A 22,607-nucleotide genomic window follows, 5' to 3' on the forward strand; every position below is an offset into this window, starting at 1 on the left:
AACGTGGGAGCGTTTCCCGGCCGGGGGCGGCTGCCGTGCCCTCGTCGGCGGAAGGCCGAGGAAGGCCCGGTGAAGGGTGGCCGGTCAGCGCAGCGCCTCGGAGACTTCCCGGGCCGCGTCCATGACCCGCGGCCCCACCCGCTCGGGCACCGCGTCGGCGAGCATCACGACCCCGACGCTCCCCTCGACGCCGGTCACGCCGATCAGCGGAGCCGCGGCCCCGCTCGCGCCGGCCTCCAGCTCGCCGTGCGTGAGGGTGTATCCGGGGGTGGTGGGGGGCTGCTGCCGGGCGGCGAGGATGGCCTTGCCGGCCGCGCCGCGCTCCAGGGGGTGGCGGAATCCGGCCCGGTAGGCCACGTGGTAGTCGGTCCAGGTCGGCTCGACGACGGCGACCGCGAGCGCCTCCGTCCCGTCGACCAGGGTCAGGTGGGCCGTGGCGCCTATGTCCTCGGCCAGCGACCTGAGCGCGGGCAGCGCGGCCTCCCGTACGAGGGGATGCACCTGGCTGCCGAGGCGCAGCACCCCCAGCCCGACGCGGGCCCGGCCGCCCAGATCACGCCGTACGAGCGCGTGCTGTTCCAGGGTGGCCAGCAGGCGGTACACGACGGTCCGGTTCACGCCGAGCCGGGTCGACAGTTCGGTGACCGTCAGACCGTGGTCGGTGTCGGCGAGCAGCTTGAGGACGCGCAGTCCCCGGTCGAGCGTCTGGGAGGTCTCCGCGGTCACGACGCCCACTCCTTCACGTGGTGAGGTCGGCAGCTCCCTGACGGCGGATGCGTCGCCGGTCCCGTGGGCGACGCGCGTCAGAGGCGGCCGATCGGCGGCGGCCCGGGCTCTCCCGGGCGCTGTCGCTTCACGACTGCGCTCCGCGGCGTCGCTGCCACGGGGCGTGTGCGTTGCGGGGACAGTAGCGAAGGCGGTTCGCTCAGCGGAAGGCTCCGTCCAGAATCCGGTCACTCCGCGGTACGGACTGGCGCCCTTCCTCCCGATATGCACGGCGTGTGCATGGCCGCACACGCCCCTCACCGGACAGGCCGGGCGGATGTGAGGCCCGGCCGGCGCCGTCACCGCATCCGGGTCGCCCATTCCTGCACTTTGGCGATGCGCTGTCGCAACTGTCCCGCGGTCGCCTCCGCGCTCGGCGGCCCGCCGCAGGTGCGGCGCAGCTCGGTGTGGATCACCCCGTGCGGCTTGCCCGTCTGATGGACGTACGCGCCGACCATGGTGTTGAGCTGCTTCCGCAGCTCCAGCATCTCCTTGTGGGAGACCACGGGCCGCCGCTCGGCGGGCAGTTCGAGGAGGTCTGCCTCGTCGTCGGGCTTCTTACGGCTGTGCGCGATCTGCCGGGCCTGCCGCTTCTGCAGCAGCAACTGCACCTGATCGGGTTCGAGGAGCCCGGGAATCCCGAGGTAGTCCTGCTCCTCCTCGCTCCCCGGGTGCGCCTGCATGCCGAACTCGGCACCGTCGTACAGCACCCGGTCGAAGACGGCGTCGGACTCCAGCGCCTCGAAGGAGAACTGCTCCTGCTCCCCGGTGTCCTCGTCCTCCTCCCGGTTCGCCTCCTCCATCTCCTTCTCGGATTCGGCGTACGGGTCCTCCTCGCCCTCCTTCTTGGGCTTGTCGAGGGCGTGGTCGCGCTCGACCTCCATCTCGTTGGCGAAGGTGAGGAGGTCGGGGACGGTCGGCAGGAAGACGGAGGCCGTCTCGCCGCGCCGCCGGGAGCGCACGAAGCGCCCGACGGCCTGGGCGAAGAAGAGAGGCGTGGAGATGGTGGTGGCGTAGACCCCGACGGCCAGCCGTGGCACGTCGACGCCCTCGGACACCATGCGGACGGCGACCATCCAGCGGGAGTCGTTGTTCGCGAACTCGTCGATGCGGTTGGAGGCGCCGGTGTCGTCGGAGAGGACGACGGTGGCCCGGGTTCCCGTGATGTCGCGGATCAGCTTGGCGTAGGCGCGGGCGGACTCCTGGTCGGAGGCGATGACGAGCGCCCCCGCGTCCGGGATGCCCTTGCGCACCTCGGTCAGCCGCTTGTCGGCGGCGCGCAGCACGCTGGGCATCCACTCGCCGCGCGGGTCGAGGGCCGTACGCCAGGCCTGCGAGATCGCGTCCTTGGTCATCGGCTCGCCGAGCCGGGCGGCGATTTCGTCACCGGCCTTCGTCCGCCACCGCATCTGCCCGCTGTAGGAGAGGAAGATGACGGGCCGCACGACGTGGTCGGCCAGCGCGTTGCCGTAGCCGTAGGTGTAGTCGGCGGAGGATCGTCGGATCCCGTCGTTCCCCTCCTCGTACGTGACGAAGGGGATGGGGTTGGTGTCGGAGCGGAACGGCGTACCGGTGAGCGCGAGGCGCCGGGTGGCGGGCTCGAAGGCTTCCAGGCAGGCCTCGCCCCAGGACTTGCTGTCCCCGGCGTGGTGGATCTCGTCGAGGATGACGAGCGTCTTGCGCTGTTCGCAGCGGTTGCGGTGCAGCATGGGCCGCACCCCGACACCGGCGTACGTCACGGCGACGCCCTGGTACTCCTTGCTGAGCGGCCCGGCGCTGTACTCGGGGTCGAGCTTGATCCCTATCCGTGCCGCCGCCTCGGCCCACTGCTTCTTCAGGTGCTCGGTGGGCGCGACCACGGTCACCTGCTGCACGACATGGTGGTGCAGCAGCCAGGAGGCGAGCGTCAGCGCGAACGTCGTCTTGCCGGCGCCGGGGGTGGCGACGGCGAGGAAGTCGCGCGGCTGCTCCTTGAGATACCTCTCCATCGCCCCCTGCTGCCAGGCACGCAGCTTGCCGGCGGTACCCCAGGGGGCACGGCCGGGATAGGCGGGCGAGAGGTGATGATTGGCTGCGGTACCGGCTGAAGCGGCGGTGGTAGTCACGGTCTCCGGGGTGTGGGTCGGGCGGCTCTGCGGCGGCTGAAGCCCCAGCGACGGCTGAGGCTGCGTATGACAACCGGGCCACCCTACCGGCGGCCCGGGCCTGTCAACGTGCGTACGCCGCGGGGGGACCCGGGGATGGGACTCAGCTCACATCTGGAAGGGTCAGCGCGCGAAGCGCGGCAACTGGGAGGCGATCTTCGGCACGTCCAGGGCGCCTTGGCAGACGTCCAGGACAAACGCCTCGGCCTCGTCCACGTCGAACTCCGCGTCCAGTGGATGTCCGTTCATGTGCAGGAAAACCCAGGTCGTGTACCAGGCGATGCGCTTGTTCCCGTCGATGAGTGCGTGGTTGCGAGCGAGGGACTCCATCAGCGCCGCGGCCTTCTGCCAGACGTCGGGATAGGCGTCCTGCCCGAACACACTCGACTGAGGGCGCACGAGGGCCGAGTCCAGGAGTCCGAAGTCGCGCACGTCGTCCGCCCCGAGCCGCTTCGCGAGGTTCAGCGACTCGGGGAGGGTCAGGTACTGCATCAGGCGAGCCTCCGGTTCAGCTCGGCGCTGGCCTTCAGTACGTGATCAGCGGCCTCGTTGAACAGTCTCGAATGCTCGTTTATGGCCGCGATCACGGCGTCGTGCGCGAACGCCTGCATGCTGCGCCCCTCCGCTGCGGCACGTTCACGCAGCGCGTCGAGCTCATCGTCCGAAAACCGCAGGTTCAGTCCAGCCATGCCCCGATGGTACTACGCGGTACCAGCTGGTGTCACCGAGATTCCGCCCGCACCCGCGTAGTAACCCAGGCCCCCACCAACGCCACCCCCGCCATCGGCAGAAACACCGCCGCGAAGGCACCCGGATGGGAGCCGCCGGCGGACGCGGCGGAGGCATGAGCAGCCACCGACCCCCCGCCCAGCGCGGCGAACGCCGCACCCCCGGCTGCCAGCAGCACCACGTTGGAGAGCCCGTCGGATATCTGCAGGGCGGCGGAGTTGGAGCCGGCCTCCTCGGGCGCGGAAAGTCGCAGCAGCAGCACGCTGGTGCCGGCGAAGACCAGCCCCATCCCGAAGCACCCGAACCCCCACACCACGGCAAGGGTCCACACCGGCACCGCGTCGATCAGCACGGCGGGCGCCCCGGCGATGGCGGCGGCGACGACGACCATCCCGACCGTCATCATCCGCTCCCGGTACGGCTCCATCCGCGCCCGCGCCTGCACGGACGACCCCAGCGCCCAGGTAGCGCCCCCCGCCGCGAGCGAGAACCCGGCCATCGTCGGCGAGAGCCCCCGCTGCGTGACGAGCATCAAGGGGATGAAGGACTCGGCGGCGATGAAGGACCCCGCGGCCACGCCACGCAACAACACGACGGACGGCAGCCCGCGCGCGGCCCGATAGGTCCCCCGGGGAAGCAGCCCGCGCACGGCGGGTACGAGCAACGAGACTCCGAGGAGCCCGGGAACGACCGAGACCCACCGCAAGTCCTGGGCGGCGTACTGAAGCAGCCCCGCACCGAGCGAGATTCCGAGGGCAAGCCGAATACGCCGCCGATCCTCCTGCTCATCCCGCTCCCCCGCCTTCACGGGCCCGCCCGCCAGCCGCTGTATCTGAGGCAGCGCGAGGGCCAGCGGAAACACCACAAGTATCGGAATCCCCACGAACACCCACCGCCAGCCGAGCTGCTCGGTGACGGCACCGGCGGCCAGGGGCCCGACGACCGACGGCACCACCCAACTGGCGGCGAACGCGGCCATGATCGAGGCCCGCAACCGCTCCGGATAGGCCCGCCCGACCACCACGTACAGGGAGACGATCACCAGCCCACCCCCCAGCCCCTGCACGGCCCGCCCGGCGATGAACAGCCACATGACCCCGGCGGTCCCGGAGAGCAGCAGCCCGGCGGCGAAGGCGGCGATGCCCGTGGTCAGCGCGCCCAACGGCCCCCTGCGGTCGGACCACTGCCCGGCGAGCACCATGCCGAAGAGGCTGGTCGTGAAGTACCCGGAGAAGGCGAACGCGTACAGCGACACCCCGTCCAGCTCCCGCGCGGCGACGGGCATGGCCGTCCCCACGGCAGTCGCCTCGAAGGCGATCAGCAGCACGACGGACACGATCCCGATACTGAGCGCCCGATAGGAACGCCCCAGCACCCCCTCACCTTCACCGGGTACGGCGGCCGGAGCGGCCGTAGGGATGTCCGCGTCGGCGATGTCGGATGCGACGCCAGTGTCGCCCGGTTCCAGGGTGGTCATGCAGGCCAGCGTAAGGGTCACCACTGACGTTGACCCCTGTCGGAGGTAGGAGCCACTCCGGGACCTTGGTCGTACGCCCACCGGCGCCGTCCCTCCTCCCCTGCCTCTCTCCCCGCGCCCCCGTTCATGAACGGCGTGTGGCAGTCCCGTTGCAGCCCGCCCGGTTCCCTTGTTCCCGCCCGCTCCCCGCCCCTACGGTCAAGTCACCAAGTTCGGACCGGACAAGGGAACGGCCACCAGGACCGCGCCCGCCCTCCGCCCCCCGACCTGGCCGTGTGCCCGAGTGGTTCAGGGATTCGCCTGCAAAGCGAATTACGCGGGTTCGATTCCCGCCACGGCCTCAAACAGCCCGACCGTCGCGCACAACTGGGGCGGCCCTCCTGGAGAGGGCCGCCCCAGCTGCCGTTCATCTCGTCCTGGGCTTCACCGCATCTCCCACATCTGGGACAGAACCAGACCTACATCTCACCTAGCGTCGTGCCGCCGTTCAGCATCGACGAGAGGACCATGATCACGATGACCGAGCAGACCAGTGCCGCCCCTGCGGGCTACACCACCGTCGCGCCCTGGGTCGTCACCGACGACACCGGGGCGTTCCTCGACTTCGTCACCCAGGCGTTCGACGGCGAGGAGTTGGGACGGGTGCTGACGGAGCACGGCTCCGTCGGACACGGTGAGATCCGGGTCGGCGACACCGTCGTCCTGGCCTTCGACCGGAGTGCGGACTGGCCCGTCATGCCGAGTCTGCTGCGTGTGTTCGTCGCCGACGCGGACAAGGCGTTCGCACAGGCCCTGGCTGCGGGCGGCCGGGTTGTCACCCCCGTGGCGACCCAGGCCTTCGGCCAGCGCGGAGGCCGTGTCAGGGACCCCTTCGGCAACATCTGGTGGGTGGTCAGCCGCGTCGAGGACGTCTCCGAGGAGGAGATGTGGAAGCGGCTGCAGGACCCTGTGTACGCCGAGGCCATGCGCGTGTCCCAGGAGACTTTCGACGCCGAGCTCAGCGGTCGCCGGCACGGGCGCGGCAGTACACCCGTGCGGCCGACCAGCTGACGCGAGACGGGGGGTTCGGTACCGCGCGCACCCCGCCTCAGAGCACCCTGCCCGCCTCGCCGTCGAAGTCGATCGTCTTCGCGCGGCGCAGCAGCCACAGCGTGAAGGCGAGGGTCGAGACGTCCGTGTTGAGGCGGTGCAGGGTGGCCGCTGCCTCGTTCCAGGTGAGGACCGCGCCCGTTCTGCCGTCCAGGACCAGGCTGTTGCTCCCGGACAGGTGGCCCAGGCGGATCAAGTCGCCTGCGCCTGCAGGGAGTTCGGTCGCCGTGTCCTCGTCCGCGCAGTACTCCGCGAGGGTCGGCAGCGGTATGTCGGTGTCCGGGTCGAAGTGGGCACCGTCCTCCGGGAGTCCCGTGCCGCTCAGGAAGCGGCGGGTCGGCTCGTGGGTGAGCGGGGCCGGGAAGTCGACGTCCTCGAAGCGGGCCACCTTGGAGTGGCCGAACTCCTGCTCAAGGAGCCGGGCGGGCAGGTCGAGGGCGAGGCCCGACTCCGCGCCGGAGGCGGCGATCCGGGCCAGCGGGCGGATCAGGGCGGCCATCTTCCAGTACGGCAGCACATCGCAGCCGGCGCCCTGGGCGAACACCATCAGCAGGTGCCGGGAGGTCTCCGCCAGCGTCCGCGGGCCGAAGCTGTCGGCACAGAAGGCCAGTTGGCCTCGCGCGGCTGCCATCTCCTCGGTCGCCGCCGCGAACCGTCGCAGGACTTCCAGCGGGGAACCCGGCGAGCGCCGGTCCAGCGGGGCGGGGCGGGCGGGTGTCGGGTCCGCCACCGTCCGCAGGGCTCCGGCCCGCACCGCGCCGCTCCGTACGGCCTCGGTACGTACGGTCCCCGTGCGTACGGTCCCGGTGCGCAGTGCGCCGAGCCTCACCTGGCCCTTGCCGGCCGGCAGGCCCACGCGCGTCAGCAGTTCGCCCCTGGTCGGCGTGATCGTCGTGCTCATGGTTTCCCCCGCGCATGGTTGTTCTCGGTCCCCCGGACGCGACGTCGAAAACGTCCGCTGCCCGGCAGGCCCTCCCACTGCCCAGAACACTACGCGGCACCACTGACAACAGCCTCTGACCTGGGATCAAACCCGATCTCAGCCGAAGTACACGCCACCCACGACCACGACAACCGCCGCCACCAGGAACAGCAGCACCCACGCCAGCACCTTGCCGGGCGTCGGCCCGGGTTCGTAGCGCGGCTCCTCTTCCGGAGACGGTGTCGGTGTCGGCGTCGGATTCGTCACGGCGTCGTCACCACCGCTGCCTGCGGGCGGATCGGCAGGCGGTTCACCGGGCGGCCCGTCGCCGCGCGTACCGCCGACGCGATGGCCGCGGGGGATGTCACCACCGGAACCGCGCTCGCCGCCTTCGCGCCGAAGGGGGCGACCACGTCCCGCTCCTCGACCAGCTTGACGATGCGGATGTCCGGGACGTCCAGCGCGGTCGGCAGGGCGTAGCCCGTGAGGTCGGGGTGGCGGATCAGCCCGCGCGCGGAGCGCAGGTTCTCCGTGAGGGCGATGCCCACGCCCTGGGTGACGCCCGCCTCGATACGGGCTGCCAGCTGCGCCGGGTTGAGGACACGGCCGACGTCCTGGGCCAGCGCCAGTTCCACCACGCGTACCGAGCCGAGTTCGATGTCGACGTCCACCACCGCGCGGATCGCGCAGAAGGCGAGGCCCACATAGGCGTCGCCCTGGCCCGCCTCGTCGAGGGGTTCCGTGGGGTGCGGGCGGCACTGTGCCGTGGCCCACAGTTCCTTGCCGTCCAGCGCCTCCGTCACCGTGGTCGACAGGACACCGTCGTACGAGGTGATCTTGCCGTCGGTGATCTGGAGCAGCTCCGTGGACATGCCGAACTTGTGCGCGAGGGGCTGGAGGAGCTGGGTGCGGACCATTTTCGCGGCCCGTTCCACCGCGCCGCCGGAGACCCAGGTGTGACGGCCCCGGGCGCCCGGGCCGGCCGGGGGCTGGTCGGTGTCGACGGGGGCCACCTGGACCTCGTCGATGCCCAGCGTCTCCTGGACGATCTGGCGGGCCAGGGTGGTGAAGCCCTGGCCTGTCTCCACGGCGGCGCACAGGACCGTGGCGATGCCGTCGTGGACCTTGACGGTGGCCGTCGAGACCTCGTCCGCGCCCTCGGCGCCGAGCATGTGGACCATGCCCAGGCCGTACCCGACGCCCCTGCGGACCGCGCCCGGTTCGCCCGCGCCCTCGGGGCCGCCCGGGAGCAGCCACTCGTCCTCGGGGGTGTCCTTGGGGAGCGGCGGAAGCGGGAAGTCCCGTACCGCCTGGAGGAGTTCGGCGACCGGGGCGGGGCAGGTGACGGACTGGCCGGTCGGGAGTACGTCCCCGGTGGCCATCACGTTGCGCAGGCGCAGCTCGGCCGGGTCGGCGCCCAGTTTCTTCGCCAGCTTGTCCATCTGGGCCTCGTAGGCCGCGCAGACCTGCATGGCGCCCTCGCCGCGCACATGGCCCGAGGGGGGGTTGTTGGTGCGCACCGCCCAGCCCTCGATGAAGGCGTTGGGGACGACGTACGGGCCGCAGGCGAAGGAGACCGCCGCCGCGAGGGCCTCCCCTGAGGTGTCCGCGTACGCGCCCGCGTCGAGCAGGATCTGTGCCTCGACCTTGACGAGCTTGCCGTCGGCGTCCGCGTGGTGGCGGTAGCGCAGGAGGGTGGGGTGTCTGTGGACGTGGCCCAGGAAGGACTCTTCGCGGGTCGCCGTCAGTTTCACCGGGCAGCCCGTTTTGAGCGCCAGCAGGCCGAGGGGGAGCTGGAAGCCCTGGTCCTCGCGGTCGGCGGTGGCGCCGGGGACTCCCGTGACAACCACCTTCACCCGCTCCGGTTCCAGGCCGTAGCAGGCGGCGGCCGCGTCGCGGTCCGCGTGCGGGTCCGTGGAGGCGAGGTACAGCTCCACACCGCCGTCCGGGCGCGGTACCGCGAGGCCCGCCTCGGCGCCGATGGGGGCCGGGTCCTGGCGGCCGATCCGGTAGAGGCCCTCGACGACGATCTCGCCGATCGCGTCCGGGTCGCCGTGCCGCAGCGGGATGTGCCGGATCAGGTTGCCGTCGGGGTGCAGCGCCTCGGCCTCGAAGGCCTGCTCGGGGTCGGTCACCGGTTCGAGTACTTCGTACTCGACGATGACGGCCGCCGCCGCCATGCGCGCGGTGTCCGGGTGGTCGGCCGCGACGGCGGCGATGGGTTCCCCGTGGTGGCGTACGACCTCTGAGGCGAACATCGGGCGGTCGGCCCTGCCGCGGCCGTGCAGTTCGGTCCCCGGCACGTCCTCGTGGGTCACGACGGCCCGTACGCCGGGCATCTCGCGCGCGTGGGTCGTGTCGATGGAGAGGATGCGCGCGTGCGGGTGCGGTGAGCGCAGTACGGCGGCCCACAGCAGGCCCTCGGCCCACAGGTCGGCCGCGTACGGGAACGTGCCCTCCGTCTTGGCGCGAGCGTCGGCGGCCGGCAGGGACACGCCGAGGCCGTGCGGGAGTGCCTCCGCGTCGGGGGCGGACTCCGCGGCCGTGGTGGCGGTGGCGGCTTCGTTGCTCACGTCTCGCCTCCGTCCTGGCCGTGAGCCTGGTCATACGCGTGGGAGTCGTGGTTGCGGGCGGGTTCGAAGCCCGGGGCGTCGAACGCGGAGGGGTTGACCCCGCCGCCGCCCGGTCCGGCCTGGTGCGGGATGCGGGCCTCGCCGTCGTCCCCGTCGGCGTCGGCGGCGTGCGCCTCGCGTTCGGCGACGACCTCGCGGACGGCCTCCAGGACGCCCCGGTAGCCCGAGCAGCGGCACAGGTTGCCGCACAGCGCCTGGCGCGTCTCCAGTTCGGTCGGGGCGGGGTTGCCCTCCAGGAGGTCGTGCACGGTCATCGCCATCCCGGGGACGCAGAAACCGCACTGCACGGCACCGCACTTGGCGAGCGCCCGCTGCACGTCCGAGGGGCGGCCCTCGGTGGCGAGGCCCTCCACCGTGCGCACCTCGCTGCCGGCGGCGGTGACCGAGGGCACCAGGCAGGAGGCGACGAGCCGTCCGTCCACCTGGACGTTGCAGGCCCCGCACTCGCCCTGGGAGCAGCCGTCCTTGGCGCCGGCGAGGCCCAGGCGCTCGCGCAGGACGTAGAGCAGCGACTCGCCGATCCAGGCGTCGGTGACGGGCCGGTCGGAGCCGTTGACGCGCAGGACGTAGGAGGCGAGGGGGTGTTCCTCGCCGGGAAGTCCGGGGGGCGCGTCGGCGGTGTCGGGCTCTGTGGCGGGCTCCGCGTCGGTCGCGGTGGCACCGGATGCCTCGGTGACCGCGTCCGGCTCGCCCGCCACGGCCTCCTCAGCGGCCTCCGGCGAGCTTTCCGGCCCGGGAGCAGGCTCAGGCTCCGCGGCGGCTTCTGCGGGGCCGCCAGGCCCTTCAGCGGGGTCGTGCGGGACCTCGGCGGGGCCATGATCCTCGTCGCCGGCCGCGTGACCGGCTTCGGTACCGGCGTGACCGGATCCGTCGGCCGGGTGACCGATCCCGTCGGCCGTACGACCGGAGTCGCCCGTTCGGCGCTCGGTTTCGTGCCCGGTTTCGGGCGCGTACGTCGTTCCCGCGCCCATCGTGCCGTCGGATCCCGGCTCGGGGTCGAGTCCGGCCGCCCAGGGCTGGCCCGCCCCCTCCGTGGCCCAGGGCGCGGGCGCGCCACCGGGGAGCGTGGCGGGCGGTGTGCCGCCCCACTGCTCGACCAGTGCCGACGCACTGAACTCGCCCGATTCGTCCGGAAGGTCGCCCCCGGCGACGGGGATCCGCCACTCTCCGGTGACCTCGCGGCCCGCGACTCCGGGAGCCGCGGCGTCCGGCGCGCCGGCTCCCTGCTCGAAGGCCCACTGGCCGGTGGAGCTCTGGTCGTAGCCGAACCCGTCCTGCCGCGCGGCCTCCTGGGGCACGGCGTTCGGGTCCGGCCACTGGGCACCCCCGGGGGGCGCGGGCGGCATGCCCCACGCGTCCGGCGCGCCCGGGGAGCCACCCTCGGACCCCGGCGCCGCAGCGATCTGCGGGGGTACGTAGCCGTGGCCGGGCGCGGCGAGCGGGCTGTCCACGGAAGCCAGGAACGCGTCGATGCCCCCTTCGGGGAGCTTCACGAAGGCGGTGGCACCGTCGTCGTAGTCGCCCTGGGGCAGCGGGTCCCAGCGGCCGCCGCCACGGGGAGCGCCTTCCGCGCGCTGATCCCCGGGCTGCTCCCGTTGCTGACTCCCGTGCCGGTCTCCGTACTGGTCGTCGCCGTACTGGTCGTCGGTCACGACAGTGCCCTCCCCAGTGCTCGTCGGGCCAGCGCGGCGACGGTGCGCCGCAGATGCAGGACCGCGGGCGGAAGCGGTGGTACGGAGCCGTCCTCGGCCGGAACCGGGTCGGGAATGCAGGCCGCCGCGACGTACTCGCCGAAGGCACCCAGTGCCTCCGGGACGATCGTCCGGTTGTTGTCCCAGTCGATGAGCCGGGCGACCCACTGCTCGGCGTCCAGGGGTCGCAGCGGCATCGGAGCTATGGCGCCCACCGCGCATCTGACTCCGCGCCGGGCGGGGTCGAGGACGAGCGCGACGGACGCGAGGGCACGGCCGGGGCCGGTGCGTCCGGTGGCCTTCAGGAAGACCTGGGGCGCGTGCAGCAGGGGCACGCGCACGAAGCCGATCAGTTCACCGGCGCGCAGCAGTTCCACACCGGCCAGCAGGTGCGACACCGGGATCTCCCGGCGGGCGCCACCGGGGCCCGCGATGATCAGCGTCGCCTCCAGGGCGGCCAGCACGGGAAGCGCGTCCCCCGTAGGGGCGGCTGTCGCGATGTTGCCGCCGAGGGTGCCCGCGTTACGGATCTGCGGCGGGCCCGCGGCACGCGCGGAGGCGGCCAGGGCCGGGATCAGGGCGGCGAAGTCGGGGCGGCCCATCCGCGCGTGGGTGAGTCCGGCGCCGAGCAGGGCGTGGCCGTCCTGGTACTGCCAGCCGCGGATCTCGCTGATCCGGCCGAGGCCGACGAGTGCGGCGGGCCTGAGCTGCCCGGAGTTGACGGTGGCCATGAGGTCGGTACCGCCCGCCACGGGGACGGCCGTCGGCATGGCGGCGAGCGCCGCGACAGCCTCGTCCAGCGAGGCGGGCAGCGTCACGGCCTGCGCCGCCTGCGGTGCGTGCGTGGTCAAACCGGCTGCCCCTTCCCGCTGCCCCACCTGGTCCCGCCTGTGTTGCCGTACGGTACGTGCTGACAGGGCGGACGTGGCAACTCTGGCACATTCTCGCGAGACCCGAACGCGGGGGTCCGCTAGGAGGCATTCGCCCCTCTCGTCAGAGGGATGGTCCGTTTTCGCACGGCATCACCAATCAGTTCCGATTGTTCCCTTCGGTGCCCGTTGTGTGCGTTTCTCCTCACAGGGGGACGGGTTTTCGAAGTCCCGGTGCCCCGCGTACGGCGACACACCGGTTCCCCTTGCCGCCTCACACGTTCGGGGGCGTTCCCTCGATCGGGCGTCCGAGAACGCCGGGCCGCTGTTGCCACGGACGCGGCCCGGTCGGCGGCCGGTAGCCGACACCGAGGGCGTCAAGTCGCCCGTAATGGGCGGTCATCCGGCGTTCGAAGTCGGCGAAGTCCCGTTCGGCGGGGGCGGGCAGGGCGCTCCAGGCGACCTCGGCGAAGGCGGCCAGCCGAGGAAAGGCCTGGTAGTCCACGCGCCCCTCGTCCTCCATCACCTCGGTCCACAGGTTGGCCTGGGTGCCGAGGACGTGCGGCACCTCCTTCGGGCCCAACTCCGGGGGAACCGGCTCGAAACGGAAGACATCCTCAAGTGTGCGGACGTACCCGATGGGGACCGGTTCGTCCGGGCCGTCGTGCTGACGGTGGTCCAGGTACACCTGCTGCTCGGGGCACATGACGACGTCGTGACCCGCGCGCGCGGCAGTGATGCCGCCCGCGTATCCGCGCCAGGAGGAGACGGCGGCGCCCGGTGCGAGACCGCCCTCCAGGATCTCGTCCCAGCCGATGAGCCGACGCCCGCGCGCGGTGAGCCAGGTGTCGAAGTGCCGTACGAACCACGACTGGAGCCCGTCCTCGTCGCCTGCCCCGAGTTCCTCGATGCGGGCCTGCGCGGTGGGCGATTCCCGCCACTGTTCCTTCGCGCACTCGTCGCCGCCGATGTGGATGAACTCCCCCGGGAACAGACCGAGGACTTCCTCGAAGACGCCCTCGTAGAAGCGCAGGGTGTTGTCAGTGGGGGCGAGTACGTTGTGACTGACGCCCCAGTTGCCCCAGACGGAGAGGGAGGTCGTGTCGATGACGTCGGTGTTGCCGAGTTCCGGATACGCGGCGATCGCGGCCTGCGAGTGCCCCGGTACGTCGATTTCGGGGACCACGCTGATATGCCGCTCGGCGGCGTAGGCGACGATCTCGCGGATGTCGTCCTGGGTGTAGAAGCCCCCGTGCGGCTTCTCCTCCCAGAGCGGTGAGGCACGGTGGCCGAATTTGGTCCGGGCCCGCCAGGAACCCACCTCCGTCAGCCTCGGATACCGCTTGATCTCGACGCGCCAGCCCTGGTCGTCCGTCAGATGGAAGTGGAAGACGTTGAGTTTGTGCGCCGCCATCAGGTCCAGGTAGCGCAGGACGCCTTCCTTGGGCATGAAGTGCCGGGCGACGTCGAGCATGAGTCCGCGCCAGCGGAAGCGGGGGGTGTCCTCGACGGTGACGTGGGGCACGGTCCAGGTGCGGGCGCGGTCGAGGGGGGCCTTCCGGTACGCCTCGGGACCGAGGAGTTGACGGAGTGTCTGCGCGCCCCAGAAGACACCTGCCGCACTGCCGCCCTCGATGAGGACCCCGGACGGGTCGCTGACGAGGCGGTACTCCTCGGGGCCGAGTCCGAGGTCGAGTTGGAGCCCGATGCCGTCCTCGTCGGTGTCGTCGAGTTCCCGCCCCTCACGAAACGGCAGCCCGGTGGCCTGCCACAGGACGGTGCGCAGCCAGTGGCCGACGCCCTCCATCCCGCTGCCGGCGTAGATCCGGGAGTGCGCCGTCAGCCGCACCTCGCCGAAACCGTTGACGGCGCTGCGGGGCGCCGGAATCAGTTCAGTCACGTCAGTCAGTCCTTAACCGCTCCACCGAGCCCCGACACCAGTCGGCGCTGCACGAGTACGAAGAACACCAGCACCGGAATCGTCATCACCGTCGAGGCGGCCATCACGCCACCCCAGTCCGGGTCGTCGGGCTTGTAGAAGACCAGCAGGGCCATCGGCAGCGTCGACTGGGAGGTGTCACTGATGATGAACGACTTGGCGAACAGGAAGTCGTTCCAGGCCGAGATGAAGGAGAACACGCTGGTGGCCACCAACCCCGGGAAGACCAGCGGGAAAAGGATCTGCCAGAGGAATCGCGACCGGCTCGCCCCGTCGATGTACGCGGCCTCCTCCAGCGCCTGGGGAACCGCCTTCACAAAACCCCGCAGCATCCAGATCGCGAAGGGCAGCGAGAAGGCGATGTGCGGCAGGATCAGGGCGCCCAGCGTGTTCAGCTGTCCGAAGTCCCGCATGAGGAAGAACAGCGGGATCGTGAGCGCCTCCACGGGCACCATCTGGGCCACCAGGAACATGATCAGCAGGGTGGTCCGGAAACGGAACCGGAATCGGGTCACGGCGGTCGCCGCGAGAAAGGCGATCAGCGCCGAGACGACGACCACGGAACAGGCGACCACCAGGCTGTTGAGAAAGTACCGGCCGAATTCCTGCTGCCCGAAGACACGCCGGAAGGAGTCGAGGGAAGGGTCGAGTGTCCAGGGGCGCGGCTCGGTCGACTCGATCTCGCCGGCCGGTTTGAAGGCGCTGAGCACCATCCAGTAGAGGGGGAAGGCGACGAGGGCCGCGATCAGCAGCGCCGACACCTCGGCGGCCAGCCGCCAGGGCCGCCGGACGAACTTCCGGACACCCCAGGCGCCTTGGACAACGTTGCCGGACATCACAGCTCCTCCCCCTGCCTGCGCAGCAGCCGCAGGTACACGAGGGTCACGGCGAGCAGGATCAGCAGCATCACGATCCCGATCGCCGAGCCCAGGCTGTACCGGGAGGAGGCGAAGGCCTGTTGGTAGGCGTACACGTTGAGGGTGAGGTTCTGGCCCGCGATGCCGCCCCCGTTCGTCATCACGTAGATCTGGGTGAAGACCTTGAAGTCCCAGATGACCGACTGGATGGTGACGACCACCAGGATCGGGCGGAGCATCGGCGCCAGCACCGAGCGCCAGATGCGCAGTTGGGAGGCGCCGTCGAGAGCCGCCGCCTCCAGCACCTCGGCCGGTACGGCGCGGATGCCGGCGTACACCGTGACCATCACGAACGGGAAGGAACACCAGACCACTTCGAGCAGCACCAGGAAGAAGGCGCTGAGCCGGCCGTACGTCCATGAGTGGTCGCCGAGGCCCAGCACCCGGTTGACCGGGCCGAAGTCGGGGTCGAAGAGCAGCAGCCAGACCGTGGAGCCGGTGACCGCCGGGGTCGCCCACGCGCCGAGCGCCGCCAGCATCAACGCGAGGCGGGGCAGAGCGCGAACGCGGGTGAGCAGGACGGCGAGGGCACAGCCGACGGAGAGCGTGGAGACCACACAGGCCGCCGCGAAGACGACCGTCGCGAGCAGCACCTGCCAGAACTGGGAGTCGGAGAAGATCTCCCGGTAGTTGCCGAACCCCTCGAAGGTGGTCGGCACACCACCACTGACCTGAGCCTGGGTGTACTGAAAAAACGAGATCAGCCCAAGCTGATAGATGGGATAGAGAAGCAACCCACCAAGGACGACAAGAGCAGGCGCGAGATAGAGCCAGGGGGTAGCTGAATAGGGGCGCGAGGAACTGCGCGACAAGCCACGCCCCACCCGCACCCGCCGACGCTCACCAACCCCCACCCCACTAGGCGCTGTCACCTGCCTCACCCGGCGGAGCCGAACGCATCGTCCATCTTCTGAGCCGCCTCCGCCGAAGCCGCCGCGACATCCTTCTTGCCGCTGACGATCTCCTGGAACATCGTCGGCAGGACCAGCGAGGAGTCGATCTGGGACCAGGCGGGCGACGCCGGCACGAACTTGGTGCCCGCGGCGAGGGTCTTCACGAAGGGCGCGACGTACGGCTGCTTCTCGGCGACCGTGTCGCGCGTGTCGGCGAACGTCGGCAGGAAGCCCATGGCGTCGAAGAGTTCGGTCTGCGTCCGCTTCGAGGCGAGCTGTTCCATCAGGGCGACGGCGAGCGTGCGGTGCGAAGTGCTGTTCAGCACACCGAGGTTGTTTCCGCCCGCGAACGCCGGTGCCACCGAGCCGGCCGTGACGCCCGGCAGGGGTACGACCGCGTAGTCGCCCTTGGCCTTGCCCGCCTCGACGGCCGTGTGGTTGAAGTCGCCGCCGATCGCCATGCCGGCCTTGCCCGCGGCGAACGCGGTGATGGTGTCGTTGCCGCCCATGCCGGCGCACTTGGCGGCCGGGCAGTTGTCGTCGCCGAAGAGGGAGGTGTAGGCCTTGATGCCCTTCTGGGCGGCGGCGCTGTCGATGGCGGAGGCGTACGAACCGCCCCGGCCGGTGGCGAGTTCGCCGCCGTTGGCCCAGATGAAGGGCATCGCGCCGTAGGTGAAGGCGCCGCCGACCGCGAGGCCGTACAGGTCGGGCTTCGCCGCCCGGATCGCGTGCGCGGTGGTCGTCAGCTCGGCCATGGTCTTCGGGACCTTGAGGCCGAGTTCCCTGAAGATGTCGGTGCGGTAGTACAGGGCGCGAACGCCCACGAAGAAGGGGGCGCCGTAGACCTTGCCGTCGACGGTGACCGACTGACGGGCGGTCGGGTCGGTGTCCTTCGCCTCGCCCCAGGCCGCGAACTCCTTGCTGACGTCGAGGAGTCCGCCGTCGGCGACGTAACCGGCGGTGTCCGTGTTGCCGTACTCGATGACGTCGGGGGCGCTCTTCGGGTCGTTGAAGGCGGCCTTGATGCGCTGGGCGCGGGTCTCGACGGGGATGTACTCGACCTTGACGTCGGCGCCCTTGTGGGCCTTCTCGAAGGCGTCGACGGCCGAGGTGACGACCTTCTCCTTCGGGGCGTTGCCGACCTCCTGGAAGAGCCACACGCGCAGGGTGCCGGTCTGCTCGTCCTTGCCGGAGGAGGAGTTGTCGGTGTTGTCGGCCGTCTCGGGGGCACAAGCGGTGGCGGTGAACCCGGCGAGGGTCAGGGCGACCACGGAGGCGGCCAGTCGGGCAGATCGGACAGAGAGGTTCATCTGACGGTTCCTCCGGTGAAAGCGTTGCAACATACGCAATGGATGTTTCGCTCTGCACAACACCACGGAGGCTATGGACTTCGGGGACATGGCCACAAGAGGTCTTGACCACGTCTCCACCACTCTGTGACCGGCCGACGCATTCCGTGCAACGGCAGACAGCACAAAGGTCCCCAGGGCGCGCCAAATCGCACCCTGAGGACCTCGGACCACCACGCGACCGGGCTACCGGCCCACCGAACAGCTGATCTACCGGACTACCGGCCTAGCGAACAGCCACCGGTACGGCCCTACTTCTTGCCGTCGCCCTTGCCCTCGTCGCCGCCGGCGCCCATGGACTCGTAGATCTCCTTGCACATGGGACACACCGGGTACTTCTTCGGGTCGCGGCCCGGTACCCACACCTTGCCGCACAGCGCCACGACGGGAGTCCCGTCGAGGGCGCTCGCCATGATCTTGTCCTTCTGGACGTAGTGGGCGAAGCGCTCGTGGTCGCCGTCGCCGTGCGAGGTCTGCGGCGCGGGCTCGACGAGGGTCCCCGTACCAGTCCCGCGCTGGGGCTGGATCTCAGGCTCAAGAGTGCTCATAAACGCAAGGGTACTGAAGGTCACACCCGTCAGTTGAGCGAAGGGTCGTCCGCGTAGGTGGCGACCATCGCCAGCTCGCTGCGCTGGCGCCTGAGAACCTCGCGCCACAGGCGTTCCGGCGCCGGAGAGGAGACGTCGCCGGGCTCCGACTCGACGACGTACCAGGCGCCGTCCCCCAGCTCGTCCTCCAGCTGCCCGGGACCCCAGCCCGAGTACCCGGCGAAGATACGCAGCGACCCGAGCGCCTTCGCGAGCAGCTCCGGCGGCGCCTCCAGGTCGACGACGCCGATCGCGCCGTGCACGCGCCGCCAGCCGAGCGGGGTGCGCTCGCCGGATCCGCCGCCGCCGGGGATGACCGCGACACCGAGGGCCGAGTCGAGGGAGACCGGGCCGCCCTGGAAGACGACCCCCGGTTCACCCGCGAGTTCGGCCCAGCCCTCCAGGATGTCGCCGACGTCCACCGGCGTCGGACGGTTGAGGACCACTCCGACGGAACCCTTCTCGTCGTGGTCGAGAAGAAGCACCACCGCGCGGTCGAAGTTCGGGTCCGCCAGGGCGGGCGTTGCCACGAGCAGTCGCCCTGTGAGCGAGGACACCTCGGTCATGCCAGACATGATCTCGCATCTTCCCTCCGCGCGGGGAGCCAATCGGGGTACCGGGAGCAAGGCAGGTCAGGGGTACGGAAGCGGGACAGGGCGCGCGTCGGCACCGGTGACCGCATGTGCCCGGTGGCGAACGGTTCGTGTTGTGGCAAACCTATGACACGGCTGGGCGGCGCTTGGGCTTACGGAAGGGGGGTGTGCGGCGATTACCCTTGCTCTTCGGCTCCGGCGCGTGCCTCTACGACCGCGTCCTGCACGACGGGCCCGCCAACACCCCCCGCCCAACTCACCGGAACGCGAGATACATGACGGTCAACGGCACAGACGACGTACTGATTGTCCACGGCGGCACCCCGCTGGAGGGCGAGATCCGTGTCCGCGGTGCGAAGAACCTCGTACCGAAGGCCATGGTCGCCGCCCTGCTGGGCAGCGGGCCAAGTCGACTGCGCAACGTCCCCGACATCCGTGACGTCCGGGTCGTACGCGGGCTGCTGCAGCTGCACGGGGTGACGGTCCGGCCGGGTGAGGAGCCCGGCGAGCTGATCATGGACCCGTCGCACGTGGAGAGCGCCAACGTCGCCGACATCGACGCGCACGCGGGTTCGAGCCGGATCCCGATCCTGCTCTGCGGCCCCCTTCTGCACCGCCTCGGCCACGCCTTCATCCCGGGTCTCGGCGGCTGCGACATCGGCGGCCGGCCGATCGACTTCCACTTCGAGGTGCTGCGGAAGTTCGGCGCGACGATCGAGAAGCGCGCGGACGGGCAGTACCTGGAGGCTCCGCAGCGGCTGCGCGGTACGAAGATCCAGCTGCCGTACCCGTCCGTGGGCGCGACCGAGCAGGTGCTGCTGACGGCCGTGCTGGCGGAGGGCGTCACCGAGCTGTCCAACGCGGCCGTGGAGCCCGAGATCGAGGACCTCATCTGCGTACTGCAGAAGATGGGCGCGATCATCGCCATGGACACCGACCGCACGATCCGCGTCACCGGCGTGGACTCGCTCGGCGGTTACACCCACGCGGCCCTCCCGGACCGTCTGGAGGCCGCGTCGTGGGCGTCGGCGGCGCTGGCGACCGAGGGCAACATCTACGTCCGCGGCGCCCAGCAGCGGTCGATGATGACGTTCCTGAACACCTACCGGAAGGTGGGCGGTGCCTTCGAGATCGACGACGAGGGCATCCGCTTCTGGCACCCCGGCGGCCAGTTGAAGTCGATCGCCCTGGAGACGGACGTACACCCCGGTTTCCAGACGGACTGGCAGCAGCCGCTGGTCGTCGCGTTGACGCAGGCCACCGGCCTGTCCATCGTCCACGAGACGGTGTACGAGTCGCGCCTCGGCTTCACCTCCGCGCTCAACCAGATGGGTGCGCACATCCAGCTCTACCGCGAGTGCCTCGGCGGCTCCCACTGCCGCTTCGGACAGCGCAACTTCCTCCATTCGGCGGTCGTGTCGGGCCCCACGCGCCTCCAGGGCGCCGACCTGGTCATCCCGGACCTCCGGGGCGGCTTCTCGTACCTCATCGCCGCCCTGGCCGCCCAGGGGACGTCCAGGGTGCACGGCATCGACCTGATCAACCGGGGCTACGAGAACTTCATGGAGAAGCTCGTCGAACTGGGCGCGAAGGTGGAGCTGCCGGGCAAGGCGCTCGGGTAGTCAGCCAGTCAGCAGCCAGTCGTACGAACGCCGATGGGGCGGTCACCCGGACTCGGGTGACCGCCCCATCGGCGTTGTGCTGAGCGCCCCGAAAGGGGCGCGGGGAACTGCGCGACCAGCCACTGGAGGCCGGCAGTCGCCCGCGGCACCAAGCCACAACGGCGAACAGGCGCCTTACTTGCCCTTGGCTGCTTCCTTGAGCTTGGAGCCCGCGGAAACCTTGACGCTGAAGCCGGCGGGGATGTCGATCGGGTCGCCGGTCTGCGGGTTGCGCGCGGTGCGAGCGGCACGGTGGGTGCGCTCGAAGGTCAGGAAGCCGGGGATGGTGACCTTCTCGTCGCCCTTGGCGACGATCTCACCGACGGTCTCGGCGAACGCGGCCAGAACGGCGTCGGCGTCCTTGCGGGTGACCTCGGCGCGGTCGGCCAGGGCGGCCACCAGCTCACTGCGGTTCATGTTGTTACTCCCGTGTTCTTCTTGCTGTTGAGGCGTGCCCCGCGGTGGAGCCGCATGGGGGGCACAGCGAAGCCGATGCTGCCAGGGTCCTCGGTGGGTCCCCGGACCCGGGTCCGCCGTCGGACCCTCACGCCCGAAGACGCATCCTGCCCCCACCTGCGGCGGGAAAGCCAATCCGGCACCCCCGGGAGTCAGACGAACACCCTTGGGAGTCGGACGGAAAACGTCAGCGGCCGGGGCCGACAGGCTGAACCTGGCCGCCACCCTAGAGGCGCCCGGGGGCCTGGCGCCCCCGACGCGCCGGTACGGGGGCCCGTGGCAACCGTCACACATGGGGCGCGTCGCCCCATGCGGGCCCCTACTCGGTGGCGGCCGCAGCCTTCGCGGCGTCCCGCACCGCGCCGGCCACCGCGCCCGCGACCTTGTCGTTGAAGACGCTCGGCACGATGTAGTTCGGGTTCAGCTCGTCCTCGGAGACGACGTTCGCGAGTGCGGTCGCCGCCGCGAGCATCATCTCGGTGTTGACCGTGCGGGACTGCGCGTCCAGGAGACCGCGGAAGACACCCGGGAAGACCAGCACGTTGTTGATCTGGTTCGGGAAGTCCGAGCGGCCGGTGGCCACGACCGCGGCCGTCTGGCGGGCGATCGCCGGGTCGATCTCGGGGTCGGGATTCGCGAGCGCGAACACGATCGAGCCGTCGGCCATCGCGGCCACGTCGTCGCCGTCGAGGACGTTCGGGGCCGAGACGCCGATGAAGACGTCGGCGCCGCGCACGGCCTCCTTGAGGGTGCCGGTGAGGCCGTCGAGGTTGGTGTTGTCGGCGATCCAGCGCAGCGGGGAGTCCGGCTCGGCGTTCACCAGGTCTGCACGGCCCGCGTGGACGACGCCCTGGATGTCGGCGACGACCGCCTGCTTGACGCCGGCCGCGATCAGCAGCTTGAGGATGGCCGTACCGGCAGCGCCGGCGCCGGACATGACGACCCGGATGTCACCGATCGACTTGTTCGTGACGCGCAGGGCGTTGGTGAGGGCGGCGAGGACGACGATCGCGGTGCCGTGCTGGTCGTCGTGGAAGACGGGGATGTCGAGGGCCTCGCGCAGCCGGGCCTCGATCTCGAAGCAGCGCGGCGCCGAGATGTCCTCCAGGTTGATGCCGGCGAAGCCCGGGGCGATCGCCTTGACGATCGCGACGATCTCGTCCGTGTCCTGGGTGTCCAGGCACAGCGGCCAGGCGTCGATGTCGGCGAAGCGCTTGAAGAGGGCCGCCTTGCCCTCCATGACCGGCATGGCGGCCATCGGGCCGATGTTGCCGAGGCCCAGCACCGCCGAGCCGTCCGTCACGACCGCGACGGTGTTGCGCTTGATGGTGAGACGGCGGGCGTCCTCGGGGTTCTCGGCGATCGCCATGCACACACGGGCCACGCCCGGGGTGTAGATCATCGAGAGGTCGTCACGGTTGCGGATGGGGTGCTTGGACGCCATCTCGATCTTGCCGCCGAGGTGCATGAGGAACGTACGGTCCGAGACCTTGCCGAGGCTGACGCCCTCGATGCCGCGGAGCTTCTGCACGATCTCGTCGGCGTGCGCGGTCGAGGTCGCCGCGATCGTGACGTCGATCCGGAGCAGTTCGTGGCCGGAGGCGGTGACGTCGAGGCCGGTCACCGAGCCTCCGGAGGACTCCACGGCGGTGGTGATCTGGGAGACCGCGGTTCCGCTCGCGGGCACCTCCAACCGGACCGTGATCGAGTAGGAGACGCTGGGCGCCGTTGCCATGGCCGACTTCCTCTGCTTTCACCCTGATGCTTGGTTTGCCGTCCGATCGTCGCACCTACCGTGGAGTAGCTGGTAACGGGGCCTCGATTGCGAACGTTTTGTTCTCAATAAGTTCCTGAAGACGAAGAGGTCCACGTCACCAGGTGACGTGGACCTCT

The 22,607-nt window shown here is 70.7% G+C and carries 20 protein-coding genes and 1 tRNA gene; 3 read left to right on the plus strand and 18 right to left on the minus strand.

Annotated elements, in window-relative coordinates; all coding sequences use genetic code 11:
* Positions 1–84: 84 nt before the first annotated feature.
* The 5 genes from OG241_RS21485 to OG241_RS21505 form a co-directional block, all read right to left on the minus strand.
* The gene (locus OG241_RS21485) at positions 85–726 is read right to left on the minus strand and encodes an IclR family transcriptional regulator (protein ID WP_405817148.1); all 642 of its coding nucleotides are present in this window, start codon (positions 724–726) and stop codon (positions 85–87) included.
* Positions 727–1,064: 338 nt separating this feature from the next.
* Positions 1,065–2,870, minus strand: a complete 1,806-nt coding sequence (locus OG241_RS21490) for a DEAD/DEAH box helicase (protein ID WP_405817149.1) — start codon at positions 2,868–2,870, stop codon at positions 1,065–1,067.
* A 162-nt stretch (positions 2,871–3,032) separates the two neighbouring features.
* Positions 3,033–3,401, minus strand: a complete 369-nt coding sequence (locus tag OG241_RS21495; protein ID WP_405817150.1) for a type II toxin-antitoxin system death-on-curing family toxin — start codon at positions 3,399–3,401, stop codon at positions 3,033–3,035.
* Complete coding sequence (locus tag OG241_RS21500; RefSeq protein WP_371660291.1) at positions 3,401–3,598, minus strand: hypothetical protein; 198 nt, start codon at positions 3,596–3,598, stop codon at positions 3,401–3,403. The genes OG241_RS21495 and OG241_RS21500 overlap by 1 nt, the downstream gene beginning before the upstream one ends.
* Positions 3,599–3,630: 32 nt before the next feature.
* Entirely contained in the window at positions 3,631–5,115 is a 1,485-nt protein-coding gene (locus OG241_RS21505) for an MFS transporter (protein ID WP_405817151.1), read from the minus strand.
* 269 nt (positions 5,116–5,384) lie between these two features.
* Here OG241_RS21505 and OG241_RS21510 point away from each other — a divergent pair.
* Together OG241_RS21510 and OG241_RS21515 are read left to right on the plus strand one after the other, a co-directional pair.
* Positions 5,385–5,456 (plus strand) — tRNA-Cys (locus tag OG241_RS21510).
* A gap of 175 nt (positions 5,457–5,631) precedes the next feature.
* Entirely contained in the window at positions 5,632–6,165 is a 534-nt protein-coding gene (locus OG241_RS21515; protein ID WP_405817152.1) for a VOC family protein, read from the plus strand.
* Positions 6,166–6,202: 37 nt separating this feature from the next.
* Here the strand turns inward: OG241_RS21515 and OG241_RS21520 are convergent, their stop codons facing one another.
* The 11 genes from OG241_RS21520 to OG241_RS21570 form a co-directional block, all read right to left on the minus strand.
* Positions 6,203–7,105: an SUKH-4 family immunity protein gene (locus OG241_RS21520; RefSeq protein WP_405817153.1), complete on the minus strand. Its 903-nt coding sequence runs from the start codon at positions 7,103–7,105 to the stop codon at positions 6,203–6,205.
* 138 nt (positions 7,106–7,243) lie between these two features.
* Positions 7,244–7,393 carry a hypothetical protein gene (locus OG241_RS21525; RefSeq protein ID WP_405817154.1) on the minus strand — a complete coding sequence of 50 codons (150 nt, stop codon included), beginning with the start codon at positions 7,391–7,393 and terminating at the stop codon, positions 7,244–7,246.
* Positions 7,390–9,699 (minus strand): xanthine dehydrogenase family protein molybdopterin-binding subunit, encoded by a 2,310-nt coding sequence (locus tag OG241_RS21530; protein ID WP_405817155.1) that lies wholly within the window; start codon positions 9,697–9,699, stop codon positions 7,390–7,392. Before OG241_RS21530 ends, OG241_RS21525 begins: the two co-directional genes overlap by 4 nt.
* Complete coding sequence (locus tag OG241_RS21535; protein ID WP_405817156.1) at positions 9,696–11,411, minus strand: 2Fe-2S iron-sulfur cluster-binding protein; 1,716 nt, start codon at positions 11,409–11,411, stop codon at positions 9,696–9,698. The genes OG241_RS21530 and OG241_RS21535 overlap by 4 nt, the downstream gene beginning before the upstream one ends.
* Entirely contained in the window at positions 11,408–12,301 is an 894-nt protein-coding gene (locus OG241_RS21540) for a xanthine dehydrogenase family protein subunit M (protein ID WP_044471667.1), read from the minus strand. Before OG241_RS21540 ends, OG241_RS21535 begins: the two co-directional genes overlap by 4 nt.
* Before the next feature lie 292 nt (positions 12,302–12,593).
* A complete protein-coding gene (locus OG241_RS21545; protein WP_405817157.1) occupies positions 12,594–14,219 on the minus strand; it encodes a beta-N-acetylhexosaminidase in 1,626 nt (541 codons plus the stop codon).
* Positions 14,220–14,224: 5 nt separating this feature from the next.
* Positions 14,225–15,094, minus strand: coding sequence for a carbohydrate ABC transporter permease (locus OG241_RS21550; RefSeq protein ID WP_405817158.1), 870 nt, complete (start codon positions 15,092–15,094; stop codon positions 14,225–14,227).
* Positions 15,094–16,005, minus strand: coding sequence for a carbohydrate ABC transporter permease (locus tag OG241_RS21555; protein ID WP_405817159.1), 912 nt, complete (start codon positions 16,003–16,005; stop codon positions 15,094–15,096). The genes OG241_RS21550 and OG241_RS21555 overlap by 1 nt, the downstream gene beginning before the upstream one ends.
* Positions 16,006–16,052: 47 nt before the next feature.
* Complete coding sequence (locus tag OG241_RS21560; RefSeq protein WP_405817160.1) at positions 16,053–17,378, minus strand: extracellular solute-binding protein; 1,326 nt, start codon at positions 17,376–17,378, stop codon at positions 16,053–16,055.
* Between the two features lie 290 nt (positions 17,379–17,668).
* The gene (locus tag OG241_RS21565) at positions 17,669–17,965 is read right to left on the minus strand and encodes a DUF3039 domain-containing protein (RefSeq protein ID WP_405817161.1); all 297 of its coding nucleotides are present in this window, start codon (positions 17,963–17,965) and stop codon (positions 17,669–17,671) included.
* Positions 17,966–17,994: 29 nt separating this feature from the next.
* Positions 17,995–18,570, minus strand: a complete 576-nt coding sequence (locus OG241_RS21570; RefSeq protein ID WP_405817162.1) for a YqgE/AlgH family protein — start codon at positions 18,568–18,570, stop codon at positions 17,995–17,997.
* Positions 18,571–18,872: 302 nt separating this feature from the next.
* Between OG241_RS21570 and murA the strand changes: the two genes are divergently transcribed.
* Positions 18,873–20,219 carry a UDP-N-acetylglucosamine 1-carboxyvinyltransferase gene (gene murA / locus OG241_RS21575; RefSeq protein WP_044471673.1) on the plus strand — a complete coding sequence of 449 codons (1,347 nt, stop codon included), beginning with the start codon at positions 18,873–18,875 and terminating at the stop codon, positions 20,217–20,219.
* A gap of 174 nt (positions 20,220–20,393) precedes the next feature.
* On the opposite strand, the gene OG241_RS21580 is transcribed toward murA, so the two are convergent.
* Together OG241_RS21580 and OG241_RS21585 are read right to left on the minus strand one after the other, a co-directional pair.
* Positions 20,394–20,675: an HU family DNA-binding protein gene (locus OG241_RS21580; protein WP_053741618.1), complete on the minus strand. Its 282-nt coding sequence runs from the start codon at positions 20,673–20,675 to the stop codon at positions 20,394–20,396.
* A gap of 358 nt (positions 20,676–21,033) precedes the next feature.
* Positions 21,034–22,449 carry an NAD-dependent malic enzyme gene (locus OG241_RS21585; RefSeq protein WP_405817163.1) on the minus strand — a complete coding sequence of 472 codons (1,416 nt, stop codon included), beginning with the start codon at positions 22,447–22,449 and terminating at the stop codon, positions 21,034–21,036.
* Positions 22,450–22,607 lie beyond the last annotated feature (158 nt).

Source organism: Streptomyces sp. NBC_01390 (genome assembly GCF_045040105.1).
Taxonomy (GTDB): Bacteria; Actinomycetota; Actinomycetes; order Streptomycetales; family Streptomycetaceae; genus Streptomyces.